Source organism: Collimonas sp. OK607, assembly GCF_900111995.1.
GTDB lineage: Bacteria > Pseudomonadota > Gammaproteobacteria > Burkholderiales > Burkholderiaceae_D > Collimonas.
This window is the reverse complement of record NZ_FOKF01000014.1, coordinates 39854-62832: the sequence shown is the minus strand read 5'-3', so window position 1 is coordinate 62832 and position 22979 is coordinate 39854. Positions and strand designations below refer to the sequence as shown.

The 22979-nt window shown below is 55.3% G+C and carries 26 protein-coding genes, 1 tRNA gene and 1 riboswitch; of the genes, 16 read left to right on the top strand and 11 right to left on the bottom strand.

The window, feature by feature from the left end; translation table 11 throughout:
- Positions 1-328 precede the first annotated feature (328 nt).
- From BM029_RS11770 to BM029_RS11730, 9 genes are all read right to left on the bottom strand, one after another.
- Positions 329-404 (bottom strand) — tRNA-Lys (locus tag BM029_RS11770).
- A 90-nt stretch (positions 405-494) separates the two neighbouring features.
- Positions 495-1241, bottom strand: coding sequence for a tol-pal system protein YbgF (gene ybgF / locus BM029_RS11765; protein ID WP_371329113.1), 747 nt, complete (start codon positions 1239-1241; stop codon positions 495-497).
- A gap of 2 nt (positions 1242-1243) precedes the next feature.
- Positions 1244-1759, bottom strand: coding sequence for a peptidoglycan-associated lipoprotein Pal (gene pal / locus BM029_RS11760; RefSeq protein WP_092436201.1), 516 nt, complete (start codon positions 1757-1759; stop codon positions 1244-1246).
- Positions 1760-1809: 50 nt separating this feature from the next.
- Positions 1810-3093, bottom strand: coding sequence for a Tol-Pal system beta propeller repeat protein TolB (gene tolB, locus BM029_RS11755; RefSeq protein ID WP_092436199.1), 1284 nt, complete (start codon positions 3091-3093; stop codon positions 1810-1812).
- Positions 3094-3096: 3 nt separating this feature from the next.
- Complete coding sequence (gene tolA, locus BM029_RS11750; protein ID WP_092436198.1) at positions 3097-4032, bottom strand: cell envelope integrity protein TolA; 936 nt, start codon at positions 4030-4032, stop codon at positions 3097-3099.
- Between the two features lie 10 nt (positions 4033-4042).
- On the bottom strand, positions 4043-4477 hold the full coding sequence (locus tag BM029_RS11745) for an ExbD/TolR family protein (protein ID WP_092436196.1): 435 nt from the start codon (positions 4475-4477) through the stop codon (positions 4043-4045).
- Positions 4477-5178 (bottom strand): protein TolQ, encoded by a 702-nt coding sequence (gene tolQ / locus BM029_RS11740; RefSeq protein WP_092436194.1) that lies wholly within the window; start codon positions 5176-5178, stop codon positions 4477-4479. Before tolQ ends, BM029_RS11745 begins: the two co-directional genes overlap by 1 nt.
- 252 nt (positions 5179-5430) lie before the next feature.
- Positions 5431-5895, bottom strand: a complete 465-nt coding sequence (ybgC, locus tag BM029_RS11735; protein WP_092436192.1) for a tol-pal system-associated acyl-CoA thioesterase — start codon at positions 5893-5895, stop codon at positions 5431-5433.
- A gap of 138 nt (positions 5896-6033) precedes the next feature.
- Positions 6034-6780, bottom strand: coding sequence for an SDR family oxidoreductase (locus BM029_RS11730; RefSeq protein ID WP_092436286.1), 747 nt, complete (start codon positions 6778-6780; stop codon positions 6034-6036).
- Between the two features lie 184 nt (positions 6781-6964).
- Positions 6965-7092: riboswitch (ZMP/ZTP riboswitch) on the top strand.
- An 85-nt stretch (positions 7093-7177) separates the two neighbouring features.
- Between BM029_RS11730 and glyA the strand changes: the two genes are divergently transcribed.
- From glyA to BM029_RS11670, 12 genes are all read left to right on the top strand, one after another.
- On the top strand, positions 7178-8425 hold the full coding sequence (glyA, locus tag BM029_RS11725) for a serine hydroxymethyltransferase (RefSeq protein WP_092436190.1): 1248 nt from the start codon (positions 7178-7180) through the stop codon (positions 8423-8425).
- A gap of 226 nt (positions 8426-8651) precedes the next feature.
- Positions 8652-9119 (top strand): transcriptional regulator NrdR, encoded by a 468-nt coding sequence (nrdR, locus tag BM029_RS11720; protein ID WP_092436188.1) that lies wholly within the window; start codon positions 8652-8654, stop codon positions 9117-9119.
- Between the two features lie 100 nt (positions 9120-9219).
- Positions 9220-9555: a pilus assembly FimT family protein gene (locus tag BM029_RS11715; RefSeq protein WP_092436186.1), complete on the top strand. Its 336-nt coding sequence runs from the start codon at positions 9220-9222 to the stop codon at positions 9553-9555.
- Complete coding sequence (locus tag BM029_RS11710) at positions 9555-9773, top strand: GspH/FimT family pseudopilin (RefSeq protein WP_371329112.1); 219 nt, start codon at positions 9555-9557, stop codon at positions 9771-9773. The genes BM029_RS11715 and BM029_RS11710 overlap by 1 nt, the downstream gene beginning before the upstream one ends.
- Positions 9767-10705, top strand: coding sequence for a PilW family protein (locus BM029_RS11705; protein WP_092436182.1), 939 nt, complete (start codon positions 9767-9769; stop codon positions 10703-10705). Before BM029_RS11710 ends, BM029_RS11705 begins: the two co-directional genes overlap by 7 nt.
- A 135-nt stretch (positions 10706-10840) precedes the next feature.
- A complete protein-coding gene (gene ribD / locus BM029_RS11700) occupies positions 10841-11926 on the top strand; it encodes a bifunctional diaminohydroxyphosphoribosylaminopyrimidine deaminase/5-amino-6-(5-phosphoribosylamino)uracil reductase RibD (RefSeq protein WP_092436180.1) in 1086 nt (361 codons plus the stop codon).
- 16 nt (positions 11927-11942) lie between these two features.
- Positions 11943-12569, top strand: a complete 627-nt coding sequence (locus BM029_RS11695) for a riboflavin synthase (protein WP_092436285.1) — start codon at positions 11943-11945, stop codon at positions 12567-12569.
- A gap of 43 nt (positions 12570-12612) precedes the next feature.
- A complete protein-coding gene (locus BM029_RS11690; RefSeq protein WP_092436178.1) occupies positions 12613-13263 on the top strand; it encodes a Pr6Pr family membrane protein in 651 nt (216 codons plus the stop codon).
- Between the two features lie 143 nt (positions 13264-13406).
- Positions 13407-13721: a hypothetical protein gene (locus BM029_RS11685; protein ID WP_211482470.1), complete on the top strand. Its 315-nt coding sequence runs from the start codon at positions 13407-13409 to the stop codon at positions 13719-13721.
- A 169-nt stretch (positions 13722-13890) separates the two neighbouring features.
- The gene (locus BM029_RS11680; protein WP_038492120.1) at positions 13891-14115 is read left to right on the top strand and encodes a hypothetical protein; all 225 of its coding nucleotides are present in this window, start codon (positions 13891-13893) and stop codon (positions 14113-14115) included.
- A 195-nt stretch (positions 14116-14310) separates the two neighbouring features.
- On the top strand, positions 14311-15906 hold the full coding sequence (locus BM029_RS11675; RefSeq protein ID WP_092436174.1) for a GMC family oxidoreductase: 1596 nt from the start codon (positions 14311-14313) through the stop codon (positions 15904-15906).
- 6 nt (positions 15907-15912) lie between these two features.
- Positions 15913-16488 carry a GNAT family N-acetyltransferase gene (locus tag BM029_RS11670; protein WP_092436172.1) on the top strand — a complete coding sequence of 192 codons (576 nt, stop codon included), beginning with the start codon at positions 15913-15915 and terminating at the stop codon, positions 16486-16488.
- Between the two features lie 357 nt (positions 16489-16845).
- On the opposite strand, the gene BM029_RS11665 is transcribed toward BM029_RS11670, so the two are convergent.
- On the bottom strand, positions 16846-17157 hold the full coding sequence (locus BM029_RS11665) for a hypothetical protein (protein ID WP_139217236.1): 312 nt from the start codon (positions 17155-17157) through the stop codon (positions 16846-16848).
- 97 nt (positions 17158-17254) lie between these two features.
- On the opposite strand from BM029_RS11665, the gene BM029_RS11660 reads away from it, so the two are divergent.
- The 3 genes from BM029_RS11660 to cfa all read left to right on the top strand — a co-directional run bounded on the left by BM029_RS11660 (position 17255) and on the right by cfa (position 20227).
- Positions 17255-18103 (top strand): aldo/keto reductase, encoded by an 849-nt coding sequence (locus BM029_RS11660; protein WP_139217235.1) that lies wholly within the window; start codon positions 17255-17257, stop codon positions 18101-18103.
- A 199-nt stretch (positions 18104-18302) separates the two neighbouring features.
- On the top strand, positions 18303-18959 hold the full coding sequence (locus tag BM029_RS11655) for a LysE family translocator (RefSeq protein WP_092436166.1): 657 nt from the start codon (positions 18303-18305) through the stop codon (positions 18957-18959).
- A gap of 98 nt (positions 18960-19057) precedes the next feature.
- Positions 19058-20227: a cyclopropane fatty acyl phospholipid synthase gene (cfa, locus tag BM029_RS11650; RefSeq protein WP_092436164.1), complete on the top strand. Its 1170-nt coding sequence runs from the start codon at positions 19058-19060 to the stop codon at positions 20225-20227.
- A gap of 66 nt (positions 20228-20293) precedes the next feature.
- Here cfa and BM029_RS11645 read toward each other — a convergent pair whose 3' ends face one another.
- Positions 20294-21877, bottom strand: coding sequence for a porin (locus BM029_RS11645; protein ID WP_092436162.1), 1584 nt, complete (start codon positions 21875-21877; stop codon positions 20294-20296).
- A 408-nt stretch (positions 21878-22285) separates the two neighbouring features.
- On the opposite strand from BM029_RS11645, the gene BM029_RS11640 reads away from it, so the two are divergent.
- The gene (locus BM029_RS11640) at positions 22286-22927 is read left to right on the top strand and encodes a LysE family translocator (protein WP_092436283.1); all 642 of its coding nucleotides are present in this window, start codon (positions 22286-22288) and stop codon (positions 22925-22927) included.
- The last annotated feature ends 52 nt before the right edge of the window (positions 22928-22979 follow it).

Sequence of the window (22979 nt, the reverse complement as noted above, 5' to 3'; positions counted from 1 at the left end):
GAAGTATGCGCGTTGCCAAATCAAAAGAAAAACGGAAAAAATATGGATATATCTTCGAATTTATCGATGATTGCCGAAGCGTCTGTGTTTACAAGCTTTTCCTGAGTGTAGATTGATTTTCGGAGGGTGTTTTTCGATTTGGAAAGCGAGTAGGGAGCATAAAATTCGAAAATAGATGGCCCGAGGAAATTATTTGCAGCATGTGGCCCGGCTGGCGCCAAGCCTGTGGGAAAGGCAGTTTTTTGCAATGGCCAGAAAATACGGACGCCAAAACAAAAAAGCCACTTACATTTCTGTAAGTGGCTATTTCTGTACTACGACTAATTCGTGGTAGGCCGTGCGGGATTCGAACCTGCGACCAACGGATTAAAAGTCCGCTGCTCTACCAGCTGAGCTAACGACCCGAAAGACGGCTATTATATGTAATGTGCATATGAGCTGTCAAACCCATATGCACTTTTATTTACATAATTTGCAAAATAAAATTTTGCGGCTTACTTGAGTGTTGTCAGGCGTTCTTTTGCCGTCTGTGCTGCCGGCGTGTTTGGGTACTGCGACAGCAGTTGTTCCAACGCACGCTTGGACTGAGGTTTGTTCTTCAGCTCGGTATAGCTGCTGGAGATATTCAACAGGGCATCGGCAGCCTTGGGATTGTCGGCGTACTTGCTGACAACCACCTGCTGCGCCGCAATCGCATTCTTGTAATCACGCAGAGCGTAATACGAATTTCCCAGCCAGTATTGGGCTGATGGCGCTAAACCCGAACCAGGGTTGGAGCGTACGAAATCGGAAAATGCGGTTACTGCAGTTTTATAGTCGCCGGATTTGAAGGTCGCCAATGCTGCGTCGTAGGCCTTCTGGTCGGTGGCGCCAACGCTGACTTCCTGGCCGTCGACACTGACTTTTTGCGGCTCCAGCTTGCGCAAGCGGGTATCCAGATCGACATAGAAATCTTTCTGGCGCTGTTGCGTGTTGGCCAGCTCATTGGTCAGCACTTCGATTTGTCCGCGCAGCTTGGCCAGCTCCTGATTCAGGTGGTCATTCTGATCCGACAAGCTAAGCGAACTGGACTTGTCCGCCTTGCCGTCGACTCGTGCATTGACCGCGTCAATCTTGGCGCGTATATCCAATATCGCCCGACGTGCTTCATCGTCGTCAAACAGCCCGGCGTGGGCGGTCGGAGCGGAAAAAACTGCGGCCAGCATGGCCGCAGTCATCGTGGCTTTGAAGAACGTCCGCATCATTATTGATAAACGATGTCGGAACGGCGGTTTTCAGCGTAGGACGCTTCGTCGCTGCCGAGGGCCTTAGGCTTTTCTTTACCCAGCGAGACTGCTTCGACCTGAGTATCCGAAACGCCTAACAATACCAATGCCTTGCGAACTGCTTCAGCACGTTTTTGTCCCAGCGCCAGATTGTATTCACGGCCGCCGCGATCATCGGTATTGCCTTGGATGATGATCTTGCGATTCTTGTGGCTGTTCAGGTATTGCGCGTGCGCTTCAACCACGGACTTGAATTCATCCTTGATGGTGTAGCTGTCGAAATCGAAGTAAATGCTGCGCTTCGAGAGGATGCCGGTTGGGTTGTTGAGCGGATCGCTGCCGGTATCGACAGTATTGACCGAACGTGTATCAGCGCCGGTGGCGCCGCTATCGACGACTGGAACAGCTTTGTCGTTGAGTTTGACTGGGGAGGAGCAAGCGGCCAGCAAAATGGCGCTGGCAACGATAAGGGCAAAGTTTCTGATATTTAGCATTTTTAATTCTCCAGGGTGGGAAACGAACGTCGATTCAAATTACTGCGTGATTATTTCATGAAAGGACCCCAAGTAGGCTCCCGTATATCGCCTGCCTGCATAGTTAAGCGCTGTTTCACGCGACCGTCAACCGAGACAACTGCCAGCGAGCCGCGGCGGCCTGATTCAGTGGCGTACATGATGTATTTACCGTTCGGCGAAAAACTTGGGGATTCATCCTTGACGGTATCCGACAAACGCTGTTCCTGGCCGTTGGTCAGGTCCAGTACATACAGCTGGAAGCGGCCGCCGCGCTGCGAAATATAGGCCAATGCCTTGCCGTCGGGGGAAATCCGCGGGCTGATGTTGTAGCTGCCGCCGAATGTCACGCGTTGCGCGTCGCCGCCGTTGGCGCTCATTTTATAGATTTGCGGGCCGCCGCTGCGGTCGCTGGTGAAGTAGATGTTTTGGCCGTCAGCCGAAAATTGCGGTTCGGTGTCGATACCATTGGTATTGGTCAAACGGCGCAAGCCGCCGCCGTCGGAATTCACCACATACACCTGGGTCAGGCCGTCGCGGGCCAGCGCAATCGCCAGTTTGGTGCCGTCGGGCGACCATGATGGCGCCGAATTACTACCCTTGTAGTTGGCCACCACGATGCGCTGCTTGGTGACCAGGTTTTGCACGTAGACCACCGGTTTTTTGGCTTCAAACGAGACGTAGGCAACCTTGGTGCCGTCTGGCGACCAGGCCGGCGAAATGATCGGCTCGTTGGAACGCAGGGCGACCTGGGTGCCTTCACCGTCGGAATCGGCGACTTCCAGGCGGTATTCCTTGCCAGCCTTGATGATGTAGGCGATGCGGGTAGCGAACGCACCGCGTCCACCGATCAGCTTTTCATAAATATCGTCGGCGATCTTGTGCGCGGTAACTCGCGTGTACTGTGGCGCAGCGGCCATCGCCAAGGCTGACAACTGGGCTGATTTGACAGTGTCCAGTAGACGATAACGCACATCGAAACGGCCATCGGCCAGGCGCTGCACGCTGCCGATCACCAAAGCGTCGGCGCCGCGTGCCTTCCAATCGCCCATGTTGACCTGAGCCGATTCCGAGATGACATCACCGGTATCAATAATCTTGAAAAATCCGCTGCGCGCCAGATCAGCTTTGATGATGGCGGTAACCTGCTGCGGCGCCAGGTTTTCGTCGCTGAAACCGGCAATCGCGATCGGAATCTGGGTGGCGCCGACGCCGGAGGTTTCGATACGCAGTTGTGCATTTGCCGGAGCGCTGAATACTAGAGCGGTAACCGCCAATCCTATGATTGCGAATAGTTGGTGCAGTTTGTTTTTCATGGCTTACTGATCTTTCGGTTTGTGGATTCCGGTAAAACTGGAAGGTACAGAACCCGTTTTACTGTCTTTCGGATAAGGCGCCGATCTTTCAATCGCTCGTTTTACCGCCTCGTCAAAGCCAGAAACTCCAGAGGATTTCCTGAGGCGTATACTTGCGACCGAACCGTCCGGAAGCAGTTGGACATCAAATTCCACGGCCGGGTTTCCTGCCAGGCCTTCGGGCACATTAAAGTTAATGTTCGACTTGATCTTGGCGCCGACCTTTTGCGCATAGCCAGGATCGCCACGCGGCCCTTGTGACTGGGCTGCGGTGCCGGTGCTGTTAGCCGGGCCATTGCCAACCGCCTGGCCCAACATGCGTTTCAGTTCGTCGGCGTGGCGCTTGTTGTCGGCTGCGGCATCGGCTGCTGCCTGCTTCTTCTTGGCGTCGGCTTCCGCCTTCTTGGCGGCATCTTGTTTTTGCTTTTCCTGGGCTGCTGCTTTGTCCTTGGCGGCTTTTTGTTCAGCCTCGGCCTTCAACTTGTCCTTGCGGTCTTCCTCCGCTTGTTGTTTTTGCAATTGTTTTTGCTTTTCCAGCTCTTCCTGGCGTTGCAAGTCCTTGCGTTCCTGTTCTTTGCGCTTCTTTTCTTTTTCCAAGGCAATTTCCGGATCCGGCACGGGCGGCGGCGCTACCACTGGCGGTGGCGGCGCGGTTTCCTGAATTACCGGCTCCGGTTTAGGTACTGGCGTCGGCTGTGGAACGGGTTCCGGCGGCGTTGGCGCTGCGTCCTTGATCTCCGGGCTCCAGATTTCTGCCTCGACTGCTATCGGCTGCTGGCTTTGCCAGTGAATGCCAAACCACAGGAATGCAAACAGGGCGGCATGCACTGCCGCTGCGAGCAAGATGGCGCGGATGCTGCCGGGTTCTTTTGGTACGGAATACGGGGAGTTGCCTGTCATAACCAGATCGTCACTTTGTCGCCAGTCCGACGCGGTTAATGCCAAGCATCTTGGCTTCCGAAATGACCTTGATCACATCGTCGTATTTGATGTCCTTGTCGGCAGAAATCATCACCGGCATGTCGGGTTTGTCAGCGTGCAGGGTTTGCAGTTTCTGTTTCAAACCGTTGCGGGGAACGCTTTCCGCCTTGGTCATGCCGCTTTTCTGGCCGTTGATGCGGATACTGGCCAGTTCGTCGGGTTTCAAGGTGATTTCGATATATTCGGTCGGCGGCGTCGCCGATTTCGCCGCATTCGGCAAATTGATGACGCTAGGGTTGGTCAGCGGCGCCGAGACCATGAAAATCACCAGCAATACCATCATCACGTCGATGTACGGGACGACGTTGATTTCTGCCTTGAATTTGCGGGTGCGGCCGCCGCGCATGGATGATTGCCCCGACATTAGCGCGCCTGACGTTGCAAGATGTTGGAGAATTCTTCGATAAAGCTCTCGAAGCGGATGGCCAGGCGATCGACGTCATGGGAAAAACGGTTATAGGCAACCACCGCCGGAATCGCTGCAAACAAGCCGATCGCCGTGGCGATCAAGGCTTCGGCGATACCGGGCGCAACTGCAGCCAGCGTTGCTTGCTGTACGTTTGCCAGGCCGCGGAAAGCATTCATGATGCCCCACACGGTACCGAACAAACCGACATACGGCGATACCGAACCGACCGAGGCGAGGAAGGCCAGATGCGATTCCAGTGCATCCATCTCACGCTGGTAAGCCGCGCGCATGGCGCGTCGTGCACCTTCCAGCAAGGGTGCATTGTCGCTGCCGCCCTTGTGGCCGATGGAAGCCTTGACCTTGTTGAACTCATCCATGCCGGCTTCGAAAATACGCTCCAGCGCGCCGGTTTTGCCTGCGCCTTTGCGGCGATTCGAGGTGGCGTCCTGGTACAGCGTGCTCAGGTTGCCGCCGGACCAGAATGCGCGCTCGAAGTCTTCCGTTTGCGAGCGAGCGCTGCGGATAGCGAACATCTTGCGGAAAATGTAGGTCCAGCTCATCACGGAAACTGCCAGCAGCAGCGCCATGACCAGCTGTACTAATACGGAGGCATTGGTAATGAGGGTAATAAACGAAAGATCTTGGGTGACAGTCATGGATAGCGGTCTTGAGGAATGGTCTTAGGTTTAAGTAAAGACTTAGGTTTAAGTAAAATACTCAAACAGTGAATTGTAATCGTAAAGTGCTTCCCGCCAAATTAACAATTGAAGACGGTAATGTTGCCGGGCGCTATCGCATTTCCCGGTTTCTTTGCATTGCTGCATGAGACCGTGTTCAGTGTGCGAAGGTTCATTGTGCCGTCAGAGTTGCTGTCATGAACTATTCTGGCAAACACATTAAGGCGTAATTTATGCAGCTGCCGGCACGGAATGGGCGGCGCCGGGTTTAATATTGTGCAATACCTGTTTCGGGATTGCCTGCGGCCGGAAAGTGGCGGCATTGACGCAGGCCACGCTAATGCGGCCGGTCGCCAGCAACGTCGGTTCATTTTCACCCAGGCGCCAGGCTTGTTGAATGAAATCAACGCTGGCACGCCCCATGCGCTCGACCACCACGGTCAGTTCCAGCTCGTCATCCAGCTTGGCAGGCGCATGATAGTCGACGCTGGTGCTTTTTACGACAAACATGACGCCATCGGTCTGCTCCAGCGTGCGCTGGCCGACGCCGGCTGCGCGTAACCATTCGGTACGGGCGCGTTCGAAAAATTTCAAATAGTTGGCATAAAACACTACACCGCCGGTATCGGTGTCTTCGTAATACACCCGGATGCGCCAGCTGAAGTCGGGATGCGGGGCGGTTGTTATCTTGCTCATTGTTTGGGTTGCTTCGGTTGTGTGCGGGACAGCAGTTGCAATCTATCGGCACATTGTAGGGTGGGCACAAGTGCCCACGCATTGCTGCGGTACATCCGCTTGGGTATTTGCGCCCACCCTACGACTAATGTTGCTTATTTAACTGCGTTTAATGCTCATGCCAGCAAAACCTTGGCAGGTTGGCATCATTTCGATGCGGTTGATATTAATGTGGGCAGGCAAGGTCGCGACCCAGTAAGCGGTGTCGGCGATATCGCCAGGCGTCAGTGGCTGGGTGCCTTCATACACTTTGGCGGCAGCCTCGTCGTTGCCGCGGTAGCGTACATTGGAGAATTCGGTGCCGCCGCACAGGCCAGGCGCAATATCGGTTGCGCGTACGCCGGTGCCGACCAGATCGGCCCGCAGGTTCAAGGTGAATTGTTTGACGAACGCTTTGGTGGCGCCATACACATTGCCACCGGGATAAGGGTATTCGCCGGCGATCGAGCCGAGGTTGATCACGGTGCCACGTCCGCGCGCCACCATGCCGGGCAACACCAGGCGAGTCATGGTCACCAGTCCCTTGCAATTGGTTTCAATCATGGTTTCCCATTCTTCCAGCGAGGCTTGTTGCGCCGATTCCACGCCCAGCGCCAAGCCGGCATTGTTGACCAGAACGTCGATCTCTTGCCACTCCGGCGGCAGCGCAGCCAGCGCGGCGCTAATTGAAACCTTGTCGGTGACGTCCATGACGATCGGCAGCACCGCGGCGCCCAATTCGGCTGCCAACTGATCCAGGCGATCCTTGCGGCGGCCGGTAGCGATGACCTGATGGCCATTTTTGGTGAATTTATGTGCCATTTCGGCACCGAAGCCAGATGTTGCGCCGGTAATCAAGACAATCATGGTCATTGCTCCTATTGTTGCGATTTGCCAAGTTGGAAATTGTAGCCCAATCTTGGCCCTAATCCGCCGCGACGCATTGAATCTTGCCGAATATCTTAAGCGTGGCCGCTTGATCGGAACGGGACCGGTGTTTGCGTACCAATCTTGCTCAAATTTGGGGCATGACTTACAATAGCGGCTCCATTTCGTCTCACGTGACTGGCGAAAAAACCGGACCGATGCGGATTCAAAAGATCGCAGCTGCGTTCGGCAAAAGGTGGGCATCCACCGGGAAGCGTGAGATTTCATACGCCGTGCGCCTGGGCAGCCCGAATGGAAAGTACGACTGAGGCTGCCGCATTCCCCCTATTCTGGCCCTCATTCGATTTAGGCACACCCTTATCGATTGGAGTATCACATGTTCGAAAAAAACCACACCCTCGCCAATGTCGATCCAGAATTGTGGAGCGCCATCCAGAAAGAAAACCATCGTCAGCAAGAGCATATCGAGCTGATCGCCTCGGAAAACTACACTTCGCCTGCCGTGATGGAAGCGCAAGGCACGCAGCTGACCAACAAGTACGCTGAAGGCTATCCAGGCAAGCGTTACTACGGCGGTTGCGAATTCGTCGACATCGCCGAGCAACTGGCGATCGACCGCGTGAAAGAATTGTTCGGCGCCGAAGCCGCCAACGTGCAGCCGAATTCCGGTTCGCAAGCCAACCAGGGCGTGTTCTTCGCGATGCTTAAGCCAGGTGACACCATCATGGGCATGTCGCTGGCTGAAGGCGGCCACCTGACGCACGGCATGGCATTGAACATGTCCGGCAAGTGGTTCAACGTGGTTTCCTACGGCCTGAACGAAAAAGAAGAAATCGACTACGACGCGTTTGAACGCCTGGCGCACGAAAAGAAACCAAAGCTGATCATCGCCGGTGCTTCTGCTTACGCATTGCGCATCGACTTCGAGCGGATGTCTAAAGTGGCCAAGGCCGTCGGCGCTTACTTCATGGTCGACATGGCGCACTACGCCGGCCTGATCGCCGCTGGTGAATATCCGAACCCGGTGCCGCACGCCGATTTCGTCACTTCGACTACCCATAAATCCCTGCGCGGCCCGCGCGGCGGCATCATCCTGATGAAGGCCGAGTTCGAAAAAGCCATCAATTCGGCGATTTTCCCAGGCATCCAGGGCGGCCCCCTGATGCACGTCATCGCTGGTAAAGCGGTAGCGTTCAAGGAAGCGCTGACGCCTGAATTCAAGGCTTATCAGCAGCAAGTGGTAAAGAATGCCGACGCCCTGGCGAAAGCACTGATCGCACGTGGCTTGCGTATCGTTTCCGGCCGTACCGAATCGCACGTGATGCTGGTTGATTTGCGCGCCAAGAAAATCACCGGCAAGGAAGCCGAAGCGATTCTCGGCGCAGCTCACATGACCTGTAACAAGAACGCCATTCCTAACGATCCGGAAAAGCCATTCGTCACTTCCGGCATCCGTCTCGGCAGCCCGGCGTTCACTACCCGTGGCTTCAAGGAAGCGGAAGCAACCAAGGTCGGCAACCTGATCGCAGACGTGCTCGACAACCCGCATGACGCAGCGACCATCGAACGGGTCAAGGCTGAAGTCAAGAAACTGACTGACGCTTTCCCCGTGTATGCAGCTTAAGTATGCAGCTTGATACACTGATTGCCGATGCGCTGCAGAGCTTGTCGGTGATTGAATAAAACCATGGGCCCGGCGCAGCTTGAATTCTGCACGGGCCCATGGTCCATCGGTGGTGGTGTGTTCGCATAAGATCGACGCATAAACGACGCGAGGCTCCAAAAAGGAATAATGTAGAGATGGAACTGCCGACACTGCCCGCCGCAATAACTTTCGGATTACTGCCATCATGAAATGTCCGTTCTGCCAGCATGAAGAAACCCAGGTGCTCGACACGCGCGTGTCGGAAGAGGGCGATTCGATTCGTCGTCGGCGCCGTTGCATGCAATGCGACAAACGTTTCACTACCTTTGAGCGGATAGAACTGGCGATGCCGGTGATCGTCAAGAAGAACGGCAGCCGCACCGATTTCGATCCGCTCAAATTGCGCGCCAGCCTGATGCTGGCCTTGCGCAAGCGCCCGGTATCGGTCGAGGCGCTGGACGAGGCATTGCAGCGCATTAAGGAAAAGCTGCTTTCCAGCGGCGAGCGGGAGGTTCTCTCAGGCCATGTCGGCGAACTGGTCATGCGCGAATTGAAGCGTCTGGATAAGATTGCGTATATCCGTTTCGCTTCGGTCTACAAGAGTTTTGAAGACGTCGCCGAGTTCCAGAACATGATTGAAGAGTTCTCCGGGCCGCCAACTCGTAGAAAGTAGAAAGTAAATTCTTAAAAAAACTAGCGCCGCTCTGATCGGCGCTATTTTTTTGCGAGAATGGTTGTTGAAAACATCACAAAGACAATAACCAGGGCCGCCTATGCGTATGCTGCGCTCGACCAGGCGCGCGTATGCGCCAGATTCAAGCATGGCTTCAGGCATGACGCTGATCGAGGCCATGATAACGCTGGCGATCATGTGCATCCTGCTAAGCCTGGCTTTGCCATCCATGCGGTCGTTTGTGATTCAGAACCGGCTATCTGCGGAAACCAGCCGATTCATCGCCGCACTTGCCTTGGTGCGCAGCGAGGCGATCCAGCGGGGTCGCGCAGTGTTGATCTGCCGTAGATCGATGCCGACTCTGCCGACGCCATATGCAGTGCGGCAGCCACCGCCAAACATGCCGCCGGCGACTGGGGCGCCGGTTGGCTGGTGATGGTCAGCGATAGCCGTAAAATATTGCTGCGGCAAGGTGCGCTGGATGACAATACCCAGGCCAACGCCGGCAGGAGGTCGATTACCTATAACGGCACCGGCAACGCCAGCAGCAGTTTCACCAACGTGGTGTTTAGCCACAACGACGAGTTTGCGCGCACGGTGTGCATCGCCAGTTCCGGACGCATCAGCATCAAGATGGATGGCGGCGAATGCTGATTGCTGCCGCCATCTGCCAAAAGCGTGTGCTGCAAGCGCCATTTCGGAGTGGTTTTTCGATGGTGGAGATGCTGGTGGCAATGGCGATTGCTTCCGGCGTGCTGTTGGTGAGCACAACGCTTTATCTTGGCAGTAGCGCCAGTTTTCGATTGAGCGAGGATAAGAGACGCCTGTATCAGGATGGCAACTACGCCATGAGGTTGATGGAACGGGATTTGCGGCAAGCGGGGTTTGGCAATCTGGTCACAGCCAGTGCCATGGCGATCACCGATTTTATCCTTGCCGACGGCACGCCCGCGCAAGGTTTGCGCGGCTGTGAACATGGTTTCGTCAAGCCGCTGGCTCCGGGGAAAGATTTCTCGTGTAGCGTAAATCCGGGGATGGCTGGTTTTGAAGTCAGTTACCGGCTGGACGACCATGTCGATCCGGCCAGCGGCGCCGGCGTTGACTGCAATGGTGTGGGAGTTAGCCCGAGCGTAGTGCCGCCCGGTCATCCTGCCTATCTGCTGGCGCCATATGTCCGCATTGCGCGCAACCTCTTTTTTGTTGCCACACGTGCAGGCGCTAGCGTTAATTCTTTATATTGCCAAGGCAATGGCAACAATAGTGCGCAACCGATCCTCAATAATGTCGAAGACATGCAACTGATGTATGGCGTAGCGGCTCTCAACGATGTGAGCGTCAGTCAGTTCTTGAGCGCGGCGCAGGTCGCAAGCTTATCCGGCGACCAGCACCAGAACTGGGGCAGAGTGGTCAGCGTCCGGCTGTGTTTGTTGCTGTCCGGCGAACGCGATCTCTCCATCGAGCAGCAGCGCTATATCGATTGCAGCGGCAGCGCCAGGTTGGCGAGCGACCGCAAGTTGCGCGCTGTATTCAAGCGGGTCGTCACTGTGCGCAATAGCGCGGCTGCCAGCCTGGTCCCGCCGTCTTGAAATCCGGTTGAAATCAGGTTAATACCCCGCATCGCATTTTAATTAACGGTGGTTCCGGCATATTTTGTACAATCACCGCATATCTTTTACTTATGGCTTCTACATGATCTCCAGGCTTACTTCCGGGCTTAACCCATGACCCAAGCTGAATTACTGATGTCGCAAGCCTTGCAGCTGGCGGAAAACGGCCAGCTGTCGAGTGCGCCTAATCCCGCCGTCGGCTGCGTGATCGTCAAGGACGGCCAGATTATCGGCAGCGGCTTTACCCAGCCGCCGGGCGGCAACCATGCCGAGATCCAGGCGCTGCAAGACGCCGCCGCCAAAGGGCACGACGTGCGCGGCGCCACCGTCTACGTCACGCTGGAGCCATGCAGCCATTTCGGCCGCACGCCGCCCTGCGCCGATGCCTTGGCACGGGCCGGAGTGGCCAAGGTGGTGGCGGCCATGGACGATCCCAATCCGCTGGTGGCAGGACAGGGCAGGGCGCGCCTGCAAGCGGCAGGGATAGCGGTCGAATCGGGTGTTCTGGCGGCGCAGGCGCGCGAGTTGAATATCGGATTTTTTACGCGAATGCAATCTGGCAAGCCCTGGGTAAGGCTGAAAGTAGCCGCCAGCCTGGATGGCATGACCGCGCTGCGGAATGGCCAAAGCCAATGGATCACTTCACAGGCAGCGCGCGACGACGGCCATATGTGGCGCGCCCGCGCCGGCGCCATCCTGACCGGGATCGGCACGGTGAAGGAAGACAATCCGCAGCTGACGGTGCGTACCGTGCAGCTAGCTCGGCAACCGTTGCGCGTCATTGTCGACAGTAAATTGAGCATCAGCCCGGATGCAAAAATCCTGGTCGGCGGCGGCAACCTGATTTTCTGCGCCACTGTCGATGCTGGAAAGCAGGCGCTGCTGGAACAACGGGGAGCGGAGGTAGTGGTGCTGCCAAACGCCGGTGGCAAGGTTGATTTGCCGCAAGTCATACTCGAACTAGGCAAGCGCCAGATCAATGAGTTGCATGTCGAAGCCGGTTCCAAGCTGAACGCTTCATTGATCAGGGAACATTGCGTCGACGAATTGCTGGTCTATCTGGCGCCGGCTATCCTGGGCGACGGCCGCGGCATGTTCAGCCTGCCCGCACTGGAGAATCTGCAGGATAAGGTGACCCTGAAATTTCATCAAATCAAGCAGATTGGCGAGGATTTGCGTATCCTTGCACGATTCCATTAATTTCTATATCACTATCATGTTCACAGGTATCGTCGCCGCAGTCGGCAAAATTACTTCCGTTAAACCGCTCGGTTCCAGCGCCGAGGATGGCGTCAGGCTGAACATCCACGCCGGCGCCTTGCCGCTGGCTGACGTCGCGCTTGGTGATTCGATTGCCTTGAATGGCGCCTGCATGACGGTGGTCGAAAAGACCGCCAACAGCTTTGAAGTCGACGTTTCGCGCGAAAGCCTGAACCGCACAGTTGGCCTCGACGCCAGCGGCGAAGTGAATCTGGAAAAGGCGCTGACCCTGGCTGATCGGCTGGGCGGCCATCTGGTATCCGGCCATGTCGACGGTCTCGGCCTGGTGCAGAAATTCGAGCCGGTGGGCGAGTCCTGGGAACTGGTCATCAAGGCCGCGCGCGATCTTGCCAAATACTTTGCCTATAAAGGTTCGGTGGTGGTCAACGGCGTTTCGCTGACGGTGAACCGGGTCGACGATGTAGCCGACGGCTGCCTGTTTTCGATCAACCTGATTCCCCACACGATCGAAGTGACTGCCTTAAAACATCTGCAGGTTGGCAAGCAAGTCAATCTGGAGGTCGATCTGATTGCACGCTATGTGGAACGCATGTTGAGTGTCGATCAAGGCATTGTTTCCTGAAACATGGCGCTAGCGTAGTGCCTCAATACCTCGGAAATCGTCTATGAAAAAAGCTGTCGCACCGCAATTGTTGCTGTTGCTGATTGCGCTGGTTGCCTGGTTCGCCATTGCCGCGCAATTTTCCATTTCAATTCCTGCTTTGGTAGACAAGGGCATGACTTACGGCGAGGCCGTCTGGCGCATGTTTGGTTTTTTGACGATCCTGACCAATGTCCTGTTGGCGGTTTGCTGCACATCGCTGTTACTCATGCCGGATTCCGCGCCTGGCCGCTATTTCTCGCGGCCCGGGGTATTGGCCGCGCTGGCCCTGTATATCATCTTTGTCGGCCTGGGCTACAACCTCTTGCTGCGTAACCATGCCCCGTTCACTGGCTTGCATCGGCTCGCGGACGAAGGCTTGCATACCGTCGTTCCGTTGCTGTTTACCTTGTACTGGCTGTTGTTTGCAGTGAAGAACGGCTTGCAGGCAAAAGACAGTCTTTTGTGGCTGATCTACCCGCTGGCCTATTTCGTGATGGCGATGATTCGTGGGAGCCTTTCGGGGTTTTATCCCTATCCGTTCCTGAATGTCACGGTGCTGGGTTACCCACGGGTAATGGCTAATGCAGTCATGCTATTGGTGGGACTTTTCCTGATCGCGCAGGGGCTGATAAAAATCGCAAGATACAAACGCCAGGGCCTGGTCATCGAATAATTTCGCGTTCACATGTACGAAAAAAACGACATTTTAATCATTGTGATACATGTTGTTACAGGCCTTACGACTTGTGCATGGCGTTGTGTTTCGAAATTAGGTTAAATATAGCTATGTTTAACTTAAAGCCATCGAGAACTGCCATGAAAAAAACCATGCGCGTTGCCCTGCTGGGATTGCTTGCCGTCGGCGTGTTTTCGGCAACCCCGGCGTTCGCTGGAGCACACTGGTCGGTGAATATCGGTGTGCCTGCGTATTACCCGCCGCCACCGGTCTATTACAACCCGCCGCCTGTCTATTACGCGCCGGCGCCGGTGTATGTGGCGCCGCCTCCGGTCGTAGTGTATGGCGCCCCAGGCTATTACCCGCCGGCTTATTACGGTCGCCCGGGCTACTGGCGCGGCGGACGCGGCTGGCATGATCGCTACCATGACCATGACCGCGGCTGGCGTCGTTGATTTGGCCGATGCGTTGAACCGGCGCTGAGCCGGTGTTTCATGCAGCCGCAAGTTGTGCCGATGGCCGGCTTGCGGCGTGACTAAAAACAGACACATCGCATTTTACTGTATGCACATACAGTAGTTATGGTACAGTGGACTTCCCTTCAACGAGATTGGAATTGCTGCCATGACGAACTTGGATATTACCTCCGGCTCCCGCTTTGGTATGGAGTCTACCCCTTCCTCAATCCTGATGCGCTTCGGCAAGCGTGAGTTGTTCATCTGCCGCGATTTCTACAAGCGCCTTTACAGAAGCAATCCCGTGGTCGAATGCAATGCCGGCATCCAGGCCGGACATTTGGAAATATTGTTATTTCGCAAATGGCTGGTAGTCATGTCGAAAGCACATTGAATCTACCGCATTGGTCGCATCCTTTTTGTGCATTGTTTGTGCAAGCGACTGAATATTTTGCGTAATTGAAACAAATGCTCTAATACACCGCATGGCGTGATCATCCCGTAACTGTTAAATTTGTCGCCTGGCAGGCTTGTCGATCTGCAACGCATAAATATAACCAAGAGCGATATCCGGAACGGGAGACGCATAGTGAACGATGAGTTTGACTTTGTGGTGGTAGGAGGCGGTTCGGCCGGGTGTGTGATGGCGGGCCGCCTGACAGAAGACCCGGAGCTGTCGGTCTGTTTGCTGGAGGCGGGTGGCAGCGGCGATAGTTGGGCTGTAAAGATGCCGGTTGGGGCGCTTGCCATGGTGCCGACCAGGCTCAACAACTGGGCTTTCGAAACCGTGCCTCAGGCCGGACTCGACGGCCGCCGCGGTTATCAACCGCGCGGCAAGACACTGGGCGGATCGTCGGCGATCAATGCCATGGTCTATATTCGCGGCCATCGCTCCGATTATGATCATTGGGCCGAACTCGGTAACAATGGCTGGTCTTTTGACGATGTGCTGCCTTACTTCAAGAAGTCGGAGCATAACGAACGGATTTGCAATGCCTGGCACGGTCAAGACGGCCCCCTATGGGTCAGCGATCTGCGCACCGACAATCCACTCCATCTGCACTATCTGGAAGCTGCACGCCAGGCCGGCTATCCGCTCAGCGAGGATTTCAACGCCGAGCATCAGGAAGGATTGGGTGTTTACCAGGTTACCCAGAAAAACGGCGAGCGCTGGAGTGCCGCGCGTGCTTACCTGATGCCGCATATGGGCCAACGCAGCAATCTATGCGTGGAAACCGGCGCTTATACGGAACGCCTTATCATCGAACAGGGACGCGTAACCGGCGTGGAAGTCCGGCAGGGCGGCAAGTTGCGTGTGCTGCGCGCCAGGCGTGAGGTGATCCTCTCCGCGGGCGCATTCCAGTCGCCGCAGCTGCTGATGTTGTCGGGCATTGGCGACGGCACCGAGTTGCGCCAGCTGGGCATCCAGGTGCAACATCATTTGCCAGGCGTCGGCAAGAATCTGCAAGACCATCCCGATTTCGTGTTTTGCCATAAATCCGACAGCCTGGATACCTTCGGTATTTCAGCCAGCGGATCGGTCCGCATGCTCAAGGAGCTACAGCGTTTCCGCCATGAGCGGCGCGGCATGCTGACCAGTAATTTTGCCGAGTGCGGCGGTTTTTTGAAGACCCGGCCCGATTTGCCTGCGCCAAACCTGCAATTGCATTTTGTCATGGCCGGCGTTGAAAATCATGCGCGAACGCTACGCCTCGGCCACGGCTTTTCGTGCCACGTTTGTTTGTTGCGGCCGCAGAGCAAAGGCGATGTCCGCTTACGTAATACCAATCCGCAGGATGCGCCGCTGATCGATCCCAGGTTCCTGGATCATCCGCAAGATCTGGAAGACATGGTGGATGCGTTCAAGATGACGCGCAAATTGCTGGACGCGCCGGCGCTGGCCAGCTACAGCACGCGTGACATGCGTACTGCAGGTGTGGAATCCGATGAACAGATACGCGACGCATTAAGGAAGTATGTCGATACGGTTTACCATCCTGTCGGCACCTGCAAGATGGGCGTCGACCCGGCCGCTGTTGTCGATCCGACGTTGAAAGTCCATGGCATCCAGGGTTTGCGGGTGGTGGATGCATCGATCATGCCGACGCTAATCGGTGGCAACACCAATGCACCAGCCATCATGATTGCCGAGAAGGCGGTAGATTTCATCCGGCAGGGACGGTGATGCGAAATGCGTAATGGGACAGCAGGAATGGACGTCGATTTGAAACCCGCAGAAACAACATTAATTACTCAGCGCCTGATCCTGGAGCCGCTGCTGGCTGCACATGCTGCGGCGCTGTTTCCCCATTTTTGCGATCCGGCCTTGTATCCGTTTATCCCTCAGGACGCGCCGGCGTCATTGGCGTCTCTGACGGAACGCTATAGCCGCCTCGAAAGCCGCTCCTCTCCGGACGGATCTGAAATCTGGCTGAATTGGGCAGTAAAACTTGCTGGCGACGATGAATATGTTGGCTACGCCCAGGCAGGCGTCGATGCGGATGGGCAGGCGATGCTGGCTTATTTCGTCTTCAAGCCATACCAGCGCCGCGGTTATGCAACGGAAATGTGCATGCAAATCAGGGATCATTTGATGACCGCTTTTGCCGCCGACTCGGTATATGCGCTCATCGATACGCGTAATCAGGCATCGATTGCCTTGGTGGAGCGGTTGGGATTCAAGCGTGAGGCACTGTTACCCAATGCGGATTATTTCAAAAATGCCAACAGCGACGAATATCGCTATCGTTACGCGAAAAACACATAAGCTTACAAGCGGTATCTTTGTCTGTGGGTGCAAAACAACGCTATGTTGCGGTGCATGATGACGGTTAAAGTTTTTTGGCTCAGTATCGCTTCACGCAAAAAAGAGTCCATCTCTCTAGAGGTGAGGAGACAGGGAAAGCCCGCATCGTTAAAGATAGCGGGCTTTTTATATTGCGCGACTGATTCGATAGTTGCAGTGATATTCATGAAGCTTATATAAGGAATCAGAAATAACAATTGGCAATAAGTCCCCCGTTTTTATATGCTGCAACGCATCAACACAGTTTATTAATTCGGAGCCCTGCCCATGAACATCATTCAAGCCCTGCCATTACTCGCCGTTGTCGCTGCTTTTGCTTTACGCTTTTATTTGTCGAAAAAAATCGGCAACGTACAGAAGTAAATTCAGAAAGAAGTTATATCCGGCATACCGATGCCTTAGCGCCGGATCTTTAGCAAATGCCGGATCGTCAGCCAGTTTCTGCCTGAACCCGGCTGCGAATGCCGGATCCACTGCCAGCCGTTCGCGCCACATCCTCCGCCCGTACGCCTCCATATATGCCTTCTTCTTGAAGGTATCGTTATCCCCCTCCCACGCCACTAGCGGGTCTGGCACCTGCCGCTCCGGCAAAGCCATCACCAGCCGGGCCTTGGCTTGCGTAGTCGGCAAAAATAATGCGCCCGCGCCAAGATCGCGCGTTTCACCGTACCATGTGCATGCAAAGCGGGTTTAAGATTTCTTTTTTCTCTTTCAAATTGAATCGACAATGAAAACGTTGCTTTTACCATCCGGTGGCGCAATTCCGGTATTGGGACAGGGGACCTGGTACATGGGTGAGGATCCGGTTCAGAAAAAGCGAGAGATTGATGCGCTGCGATTAGGCATGGATCTCGGTATGAACCTGATCGACACGGCAGAGATGTATGCCGATGGCGGCGCCGAAGAAATTGTGGGCAAGGCAATCCACGGACGGCGTGCCGATGTGTTCCTGGTCAGCAAGGTATATCCGCACAACGCTGATCGACGTGGAGTGCAGGCCGCTTGCGAGCGCAGCTTGCGGCGGCTCGGCACGGATTATCTCGATCTCTACCTGCTGCATTGGCGCGGTTCGGTTCCGCTGGCGGAAACGCTTGAAGCGTTCGAGTTACTCAAGAATGCAGGAAAAATACGCGATTTCGGTGTCAGTAATTTCGACAGAAACGATATGCAAGAAGCGAGCGCATTGCCCGGCGGCGACCAGATCGCGGCCAACCAGGTGCTTTACAACCTGATGCGGCGCGGCCCTGAATGGGACTTGCTGCCCTGGTGCCGCAAACACGCTATACCCGTGATGGCGTACTCGCCACTTGAGTCTGCGGCGACCGAGCAGCGGCGACTGCTGAACAATCCGCACCTGAAAGAGATCGCCCGGCGCCATGACGCCAGCCCGGCCCAGATAGCTTTGGCATGGCTGCTGCGGCAGGAACATGTCATTGCGATTCCAAAGGCCGTCGATCCGGCGCACGTCCGCGAGAATCACGCGTCGCTGGATATCGTGCTCACGGCGCAGGATCTGGTGGAGCTTGACCAGGCATTTTCACCGCCGCTTCGGAGCACTCCGCTAGATATGAGATAAGTGTGGCCCATAGGCGGGGCTGACACGCGCGGCCAGTTACAGCGGAGGAGGCTGCTAATATTGAATACTTTGCCGGTTTCGTTGTAAAGAACGATGTGCCAATCGCCGGATTAACGCGTATATTTACCGCAGACCGGTTCTAAAACCGGCTTGAATTATTAGAGCGTGTTGGTTGAAATTCTAAACAGAGATATTTGCCATGTCATTTCAAAATTACTGGCTTTTCGTCCCGGCCTGCTTCGCCATAAATATGGCGTTCGGTCCGAATAACGTGCTGTCCTTATCCAACGGCGCGAGCGATGGCATGCGTTACTCCATTCTTGCTGCGTTCGGGCGATTGCTGGCCTTTGCGGTCATGATCGCCATCTCAGGCTTTGGCTTGGGGGCGCTGCTGATTGCGTCGGAAACGCTATTCACGATATTGAAATTTGCCGGCGCCGCTTACCTGGTATGGCTGGGCATAAAACTGTTCCGTTCTGCTCCGATCGAGCTGTCGGGATCCACCAGCAATGCCAATAATGCTAAAACTCGCCTCGAACTTCCGGCTGACAAGTTGCGCCGGTTAGCCAAGCAGGAATTCCTGGTAGCGGCCGGAAACCCCAAGGCGATCCTGGTCTTCACAGCGTTCTTTCCCCAATTCGTCGATCGTTCAGCCTATACGACCAGCTTCATCGTGTTGGGCGCAACCTTCCTGTTGTTTGAACTGATAGCGATCGCCATCTACGCCGCTATCGGCACCAGGCTAGGGACACTCACCAATGCCGGCGGACGGTTCCGCTGGTTCAACCGCGCCAGTGGTTCGCTGATGATCGGATTTGGTCTGCTGCTGGCGTTCCTGCGGCGTCCTGCTAGCTGAAGTCAAACCGTTCGTAGCCGATAACCAACCTGATCATCTCTCCGTTTGCATCGATAAAAAAGGCTGTTCCGTAACGCTACCTTGGAAGGAAGTATTACATGGATAAAGTGGAAGTCGGCAAGACCATCCCGGCAGCATTCGATATGGATGCAAACGCGCCAAAGATCATCCGTCAGCTGTTTGAACATGCGGACATCCGGTTGAATGGCGAGCGGCCATGGGATATGCAAATCCACAATCCGATTTTCTTTCAAAAGATGTTTTCGACATGGGAGCTCGGTCTCGGCGAGTCGTATATGGATGGTGACTGGGATTGCGCCAGCCTGGATGAGTTCTTCTTCCGGGTCACCAGCCACGATCTTGAGCAAACGGTTGTCGGCCTCGCAAAGATCAAATTTTTCCTGGAAATCCTGCGACAGAATTTCTTCAACCTGCAAACCAGAAGCCGCGCATTCCAGGTCGGCGAGCAGCACTACGACATCGGCAACGATCTGTTCGAAAGCATGCTTGATTCGAACATGATGTATTCCTGCGGCTATTGGGCGCGCGCTAGCAATCTTGAAGAAGCGCAGCAGCATAAGCTGGAATTGATTTGCCAGAAGCTGGAATTGAAACCGGGCGAACGCCTGCTGGATATCGGCTGCGGGTGGGGTGGCCTGGCGCGCTATGCCGCTGAAAATTATCAGGTTGAAGTGGTTGGCATCACGATTTCGAAAGAGCAGCAAAAACTCGCGCAAGAACGTTGTGCCGGACTGCCCGTAAAAATCGAGCTGACAGATTATCGGCAGCTTGACGGGCAATACGACAAGATTGTTTCAGTCGGCATGTTCGAGCACGTTGGTGCAAAAAATTACGCCACTTACTTCGATGTTACGGGAAAACTGCTGGCGCCAGAGGGCTTGTTTCTGTTGCATACCATCGGCAATTACGTGACCGAAAAGAAACGGGACGTCTGGCTCGACAAGTACATTTTTCCTAACGGCCATTTGCCGTCCGCCAGCGAAATCACGGAGGTTCTGGAAGGGCGCTTTTTGGTTGAGGACTGGCACAATTTCGGCCGCGACTACGATCTTACACTGATGGCCTGGTGGGACAATTTCGAACGGGCGTGGCCGCAGCTGTCAGCTAAATACGACGAACGTTTCTATCGCATGTGGAAATATTTCATACTTTCTTCGGCCGGGTTTTTCCGTTCAGGCCAGGGACAACTCTGGCAACTGGTGCTAAGCAAGCGCGGACGCAGCCAGCCCTATCGTTCGGTGCGATAGCCGCGTAGGGTGGGCACAAAAGCGTGCCCACCCTACGTCCTTCCTATTTTTACCGTTAAGCGGCAATCAGAACTTATAGTTCACACCGGCCGATACGCCTTGCAAACGGCCACCTGCATAACAGTTCGGCGCACCCGATGCGATCGTCTGGCCATCGTGGCAATCGGCAGTCACGCCGCGCCCGCCGGCACCGAGGTCGTAGTGGGCTAACGCGTGATTGGCAGTCACCGCATAGTTCGCATACCAGGTGGTTTGCTTGTCGATCTTGTGTTTATACGCCACCGTGTACATGTTGGCGGCATTGTCCGGATTGATCGTACCTATGCCGTCAACCGGGCTGGTATTGTGCTGCCCCGGATCTCCCGGACTAGCGTTGGCATGCGCCCAGCCAATGGATAAGCTGTCGTCCGGCGTCAGGTCTTGCGTCAACGCCAGCCAGTAACCGTTGCGTGAGCGCTCGTTTTGCTCGGCCAGGTAAGCCGGGATATTCCTGCGCATGACCTCGTAGATGGCGCTGACAGTAGTCTTTGTCGGGAACGAATATTGGGCGCCGATCTTGTAAGCGTACTCGTTGCCGACGTCGTTCTGATCCAGCCCGGTCGGATCTGCCAGTGCTTGCGGCGTCCCGGCGACATCGCCGGTGCGGTTGACCCTGGAATGCAGTTCATAAGCCCCAGTCACATACAGCGGCCCGTTTTCATAAGAAACGCTGGCGCTGTAGGCGCTACCGTAGCTGCCGTCGTTGCAAGTGATCGCACCGCCGCCGCTGCCTGGGATATTGCCGCCGGTGCAGCTGGATTCGCCGCTGGCCTGGATTGAGTTTTCGTAACCGCGGTTCTGGCCCGGCGATATCAGTGCATTAAAACTCCATCCACGCCACTTAGGCGATTCGTACCACAGCGCATGATCAAGACGGGTCCCGAATTCGACGCGGTTGTCGCCGCCGGTATTACCCATGATGACGGAGTAGTCGCCCCACATGCCGGAGAACGGGTTCATGCGGGCGGTGGAAGTCTTGTAGGGAGCGTCGGTCTTCCCTAGCTTAACCGCGCCCCATCTGGCATCGGCCAGGCCGAGATAGCTGTTGCGCGAGGTCAGCGCGCCTTTGACGGTCGTGTCCTGCGCACTGGTGGAATTGGACGAGCCGGCGGTAGCGGTGACGTCGATTTGCGTTTCCAGTTGATATACCAGCGACAAGGTATCGTTGATCGGATGTTTGCCGCGTATGCCGACATAGGAAAGGTTGGTGGACAGATCGCCTTGCCAGCCGTTCTGTCCAACCGGAGAGACAACCCGGCCGCCGCCCACATCGTTATAGGAATTCTTCAACCCCTTGGTGCTGCCGTCTAGCGATACATCCAGGTTGCCATAGAATTCAACGTCTTTAATCGCCTCGAAAAATTTCCTGGCGCGGTCGGTTAACGCCTGTGGCATGGCAGATGCCACTTTGGTTGGTGCGGCATCGGCAGGTGCTTCTTGTTTCTCGGACACCTGCTCAAGCTTTGTCATCAACGTCTTTACCTGTTGTTCCAAAGCTTCGATGCGGGCGTCGGTTGCCGGATCGGCCAAGGCGGTACCGCAAAGCGTCAGTGAGGGAATCGAAAATGCGACGGCCAGCGCCGTTCGCGACGGCTTTAATTTGAAAGTCATAGGGTCTCCATCGTTATAGAATAATTTTAGGTACGACGGTTCAGAGTGCTTCCATTGGTCAGCGTACGGCCTTGACTTAGCTCAAGTTTCTGAAAAATAAGAACGGCGTGGGGGCAATCAATTAAAGGCCTTGTGGCTAATTTGCCGCAGCGCTCCCAGCGTTGTTTGATGCTTCTTGTCGGGGTAGAAATTTTTTGACAAAAATCAGATTGATTGACGGAATTGGATGGAATTTGTCGAATATGTAGCCGCGTATGAGGGGATGGTGAGCGCCGGAATAGGCTCTGCAGCCAGTATTGGCGGGTAGTGATATCCTGTCGCGTCCGACTCGAAGCAGATAACGAAGAATTGCAGTTAACCTTCTGCCGCCGATTTTTACCGCTATTTTTTTATCGTTTTTTCCCGATCATGAATTTTCATACCTGGTTTACCTTCTTTGCCGCTTGCTGGCTGATTGCCATTTCTCCCGGCTCCGGCGCAGTGTTGTCGATGTCGCATGGCTTGTCGTATGGAGTAAAGAGAACTTCCGCCACCATTGCCGGCTTACAGTTGGGTCTGTTGTTGATTCTCTTTGTTGCGGGTGCCGGAGTGGGTTCGATCTTGCTGGCTTCCGAGACCATGTTCACGGTAGTCAAGACTGTCGGCGCGCTCTATCTGATTTACCTGGGCTTGAGCCAATGGCGGGCCAAGGTGGACGCCGCTGCGCTTCAGCAGCCTGAGCCGGCCATGCATGCGACACCGCCAACCATGCGCAAGCGCATGCTGTTGGGGTTCATGACCAATGCCACCAATCCCAAGGGGATTATTTTCATGGTGGCCGTCCTGCCGCAGTTCATCAGCGGCGAAAGTCCTTTGCTGCCGCAGTTGCTGCTGCTTGCCGCGACCATGTGTACAGTCGATCTGGTGGTGATGCACAGCTACGCCTTTGCCGCATCGACCATGCAAGGTTATTTTCGTGATGCGCGCGCAGTAAAGAAACAGAACCGTTTTTTTGGCGGACTGCTGATGGGAGTGGGGACGGCGCTGTTTTTTGTTAAGCGCAGTGCCTGAAGATCACGACAAATCACGGTTGCGGGATTGCCGCGCATAAACGCAAAAAAGC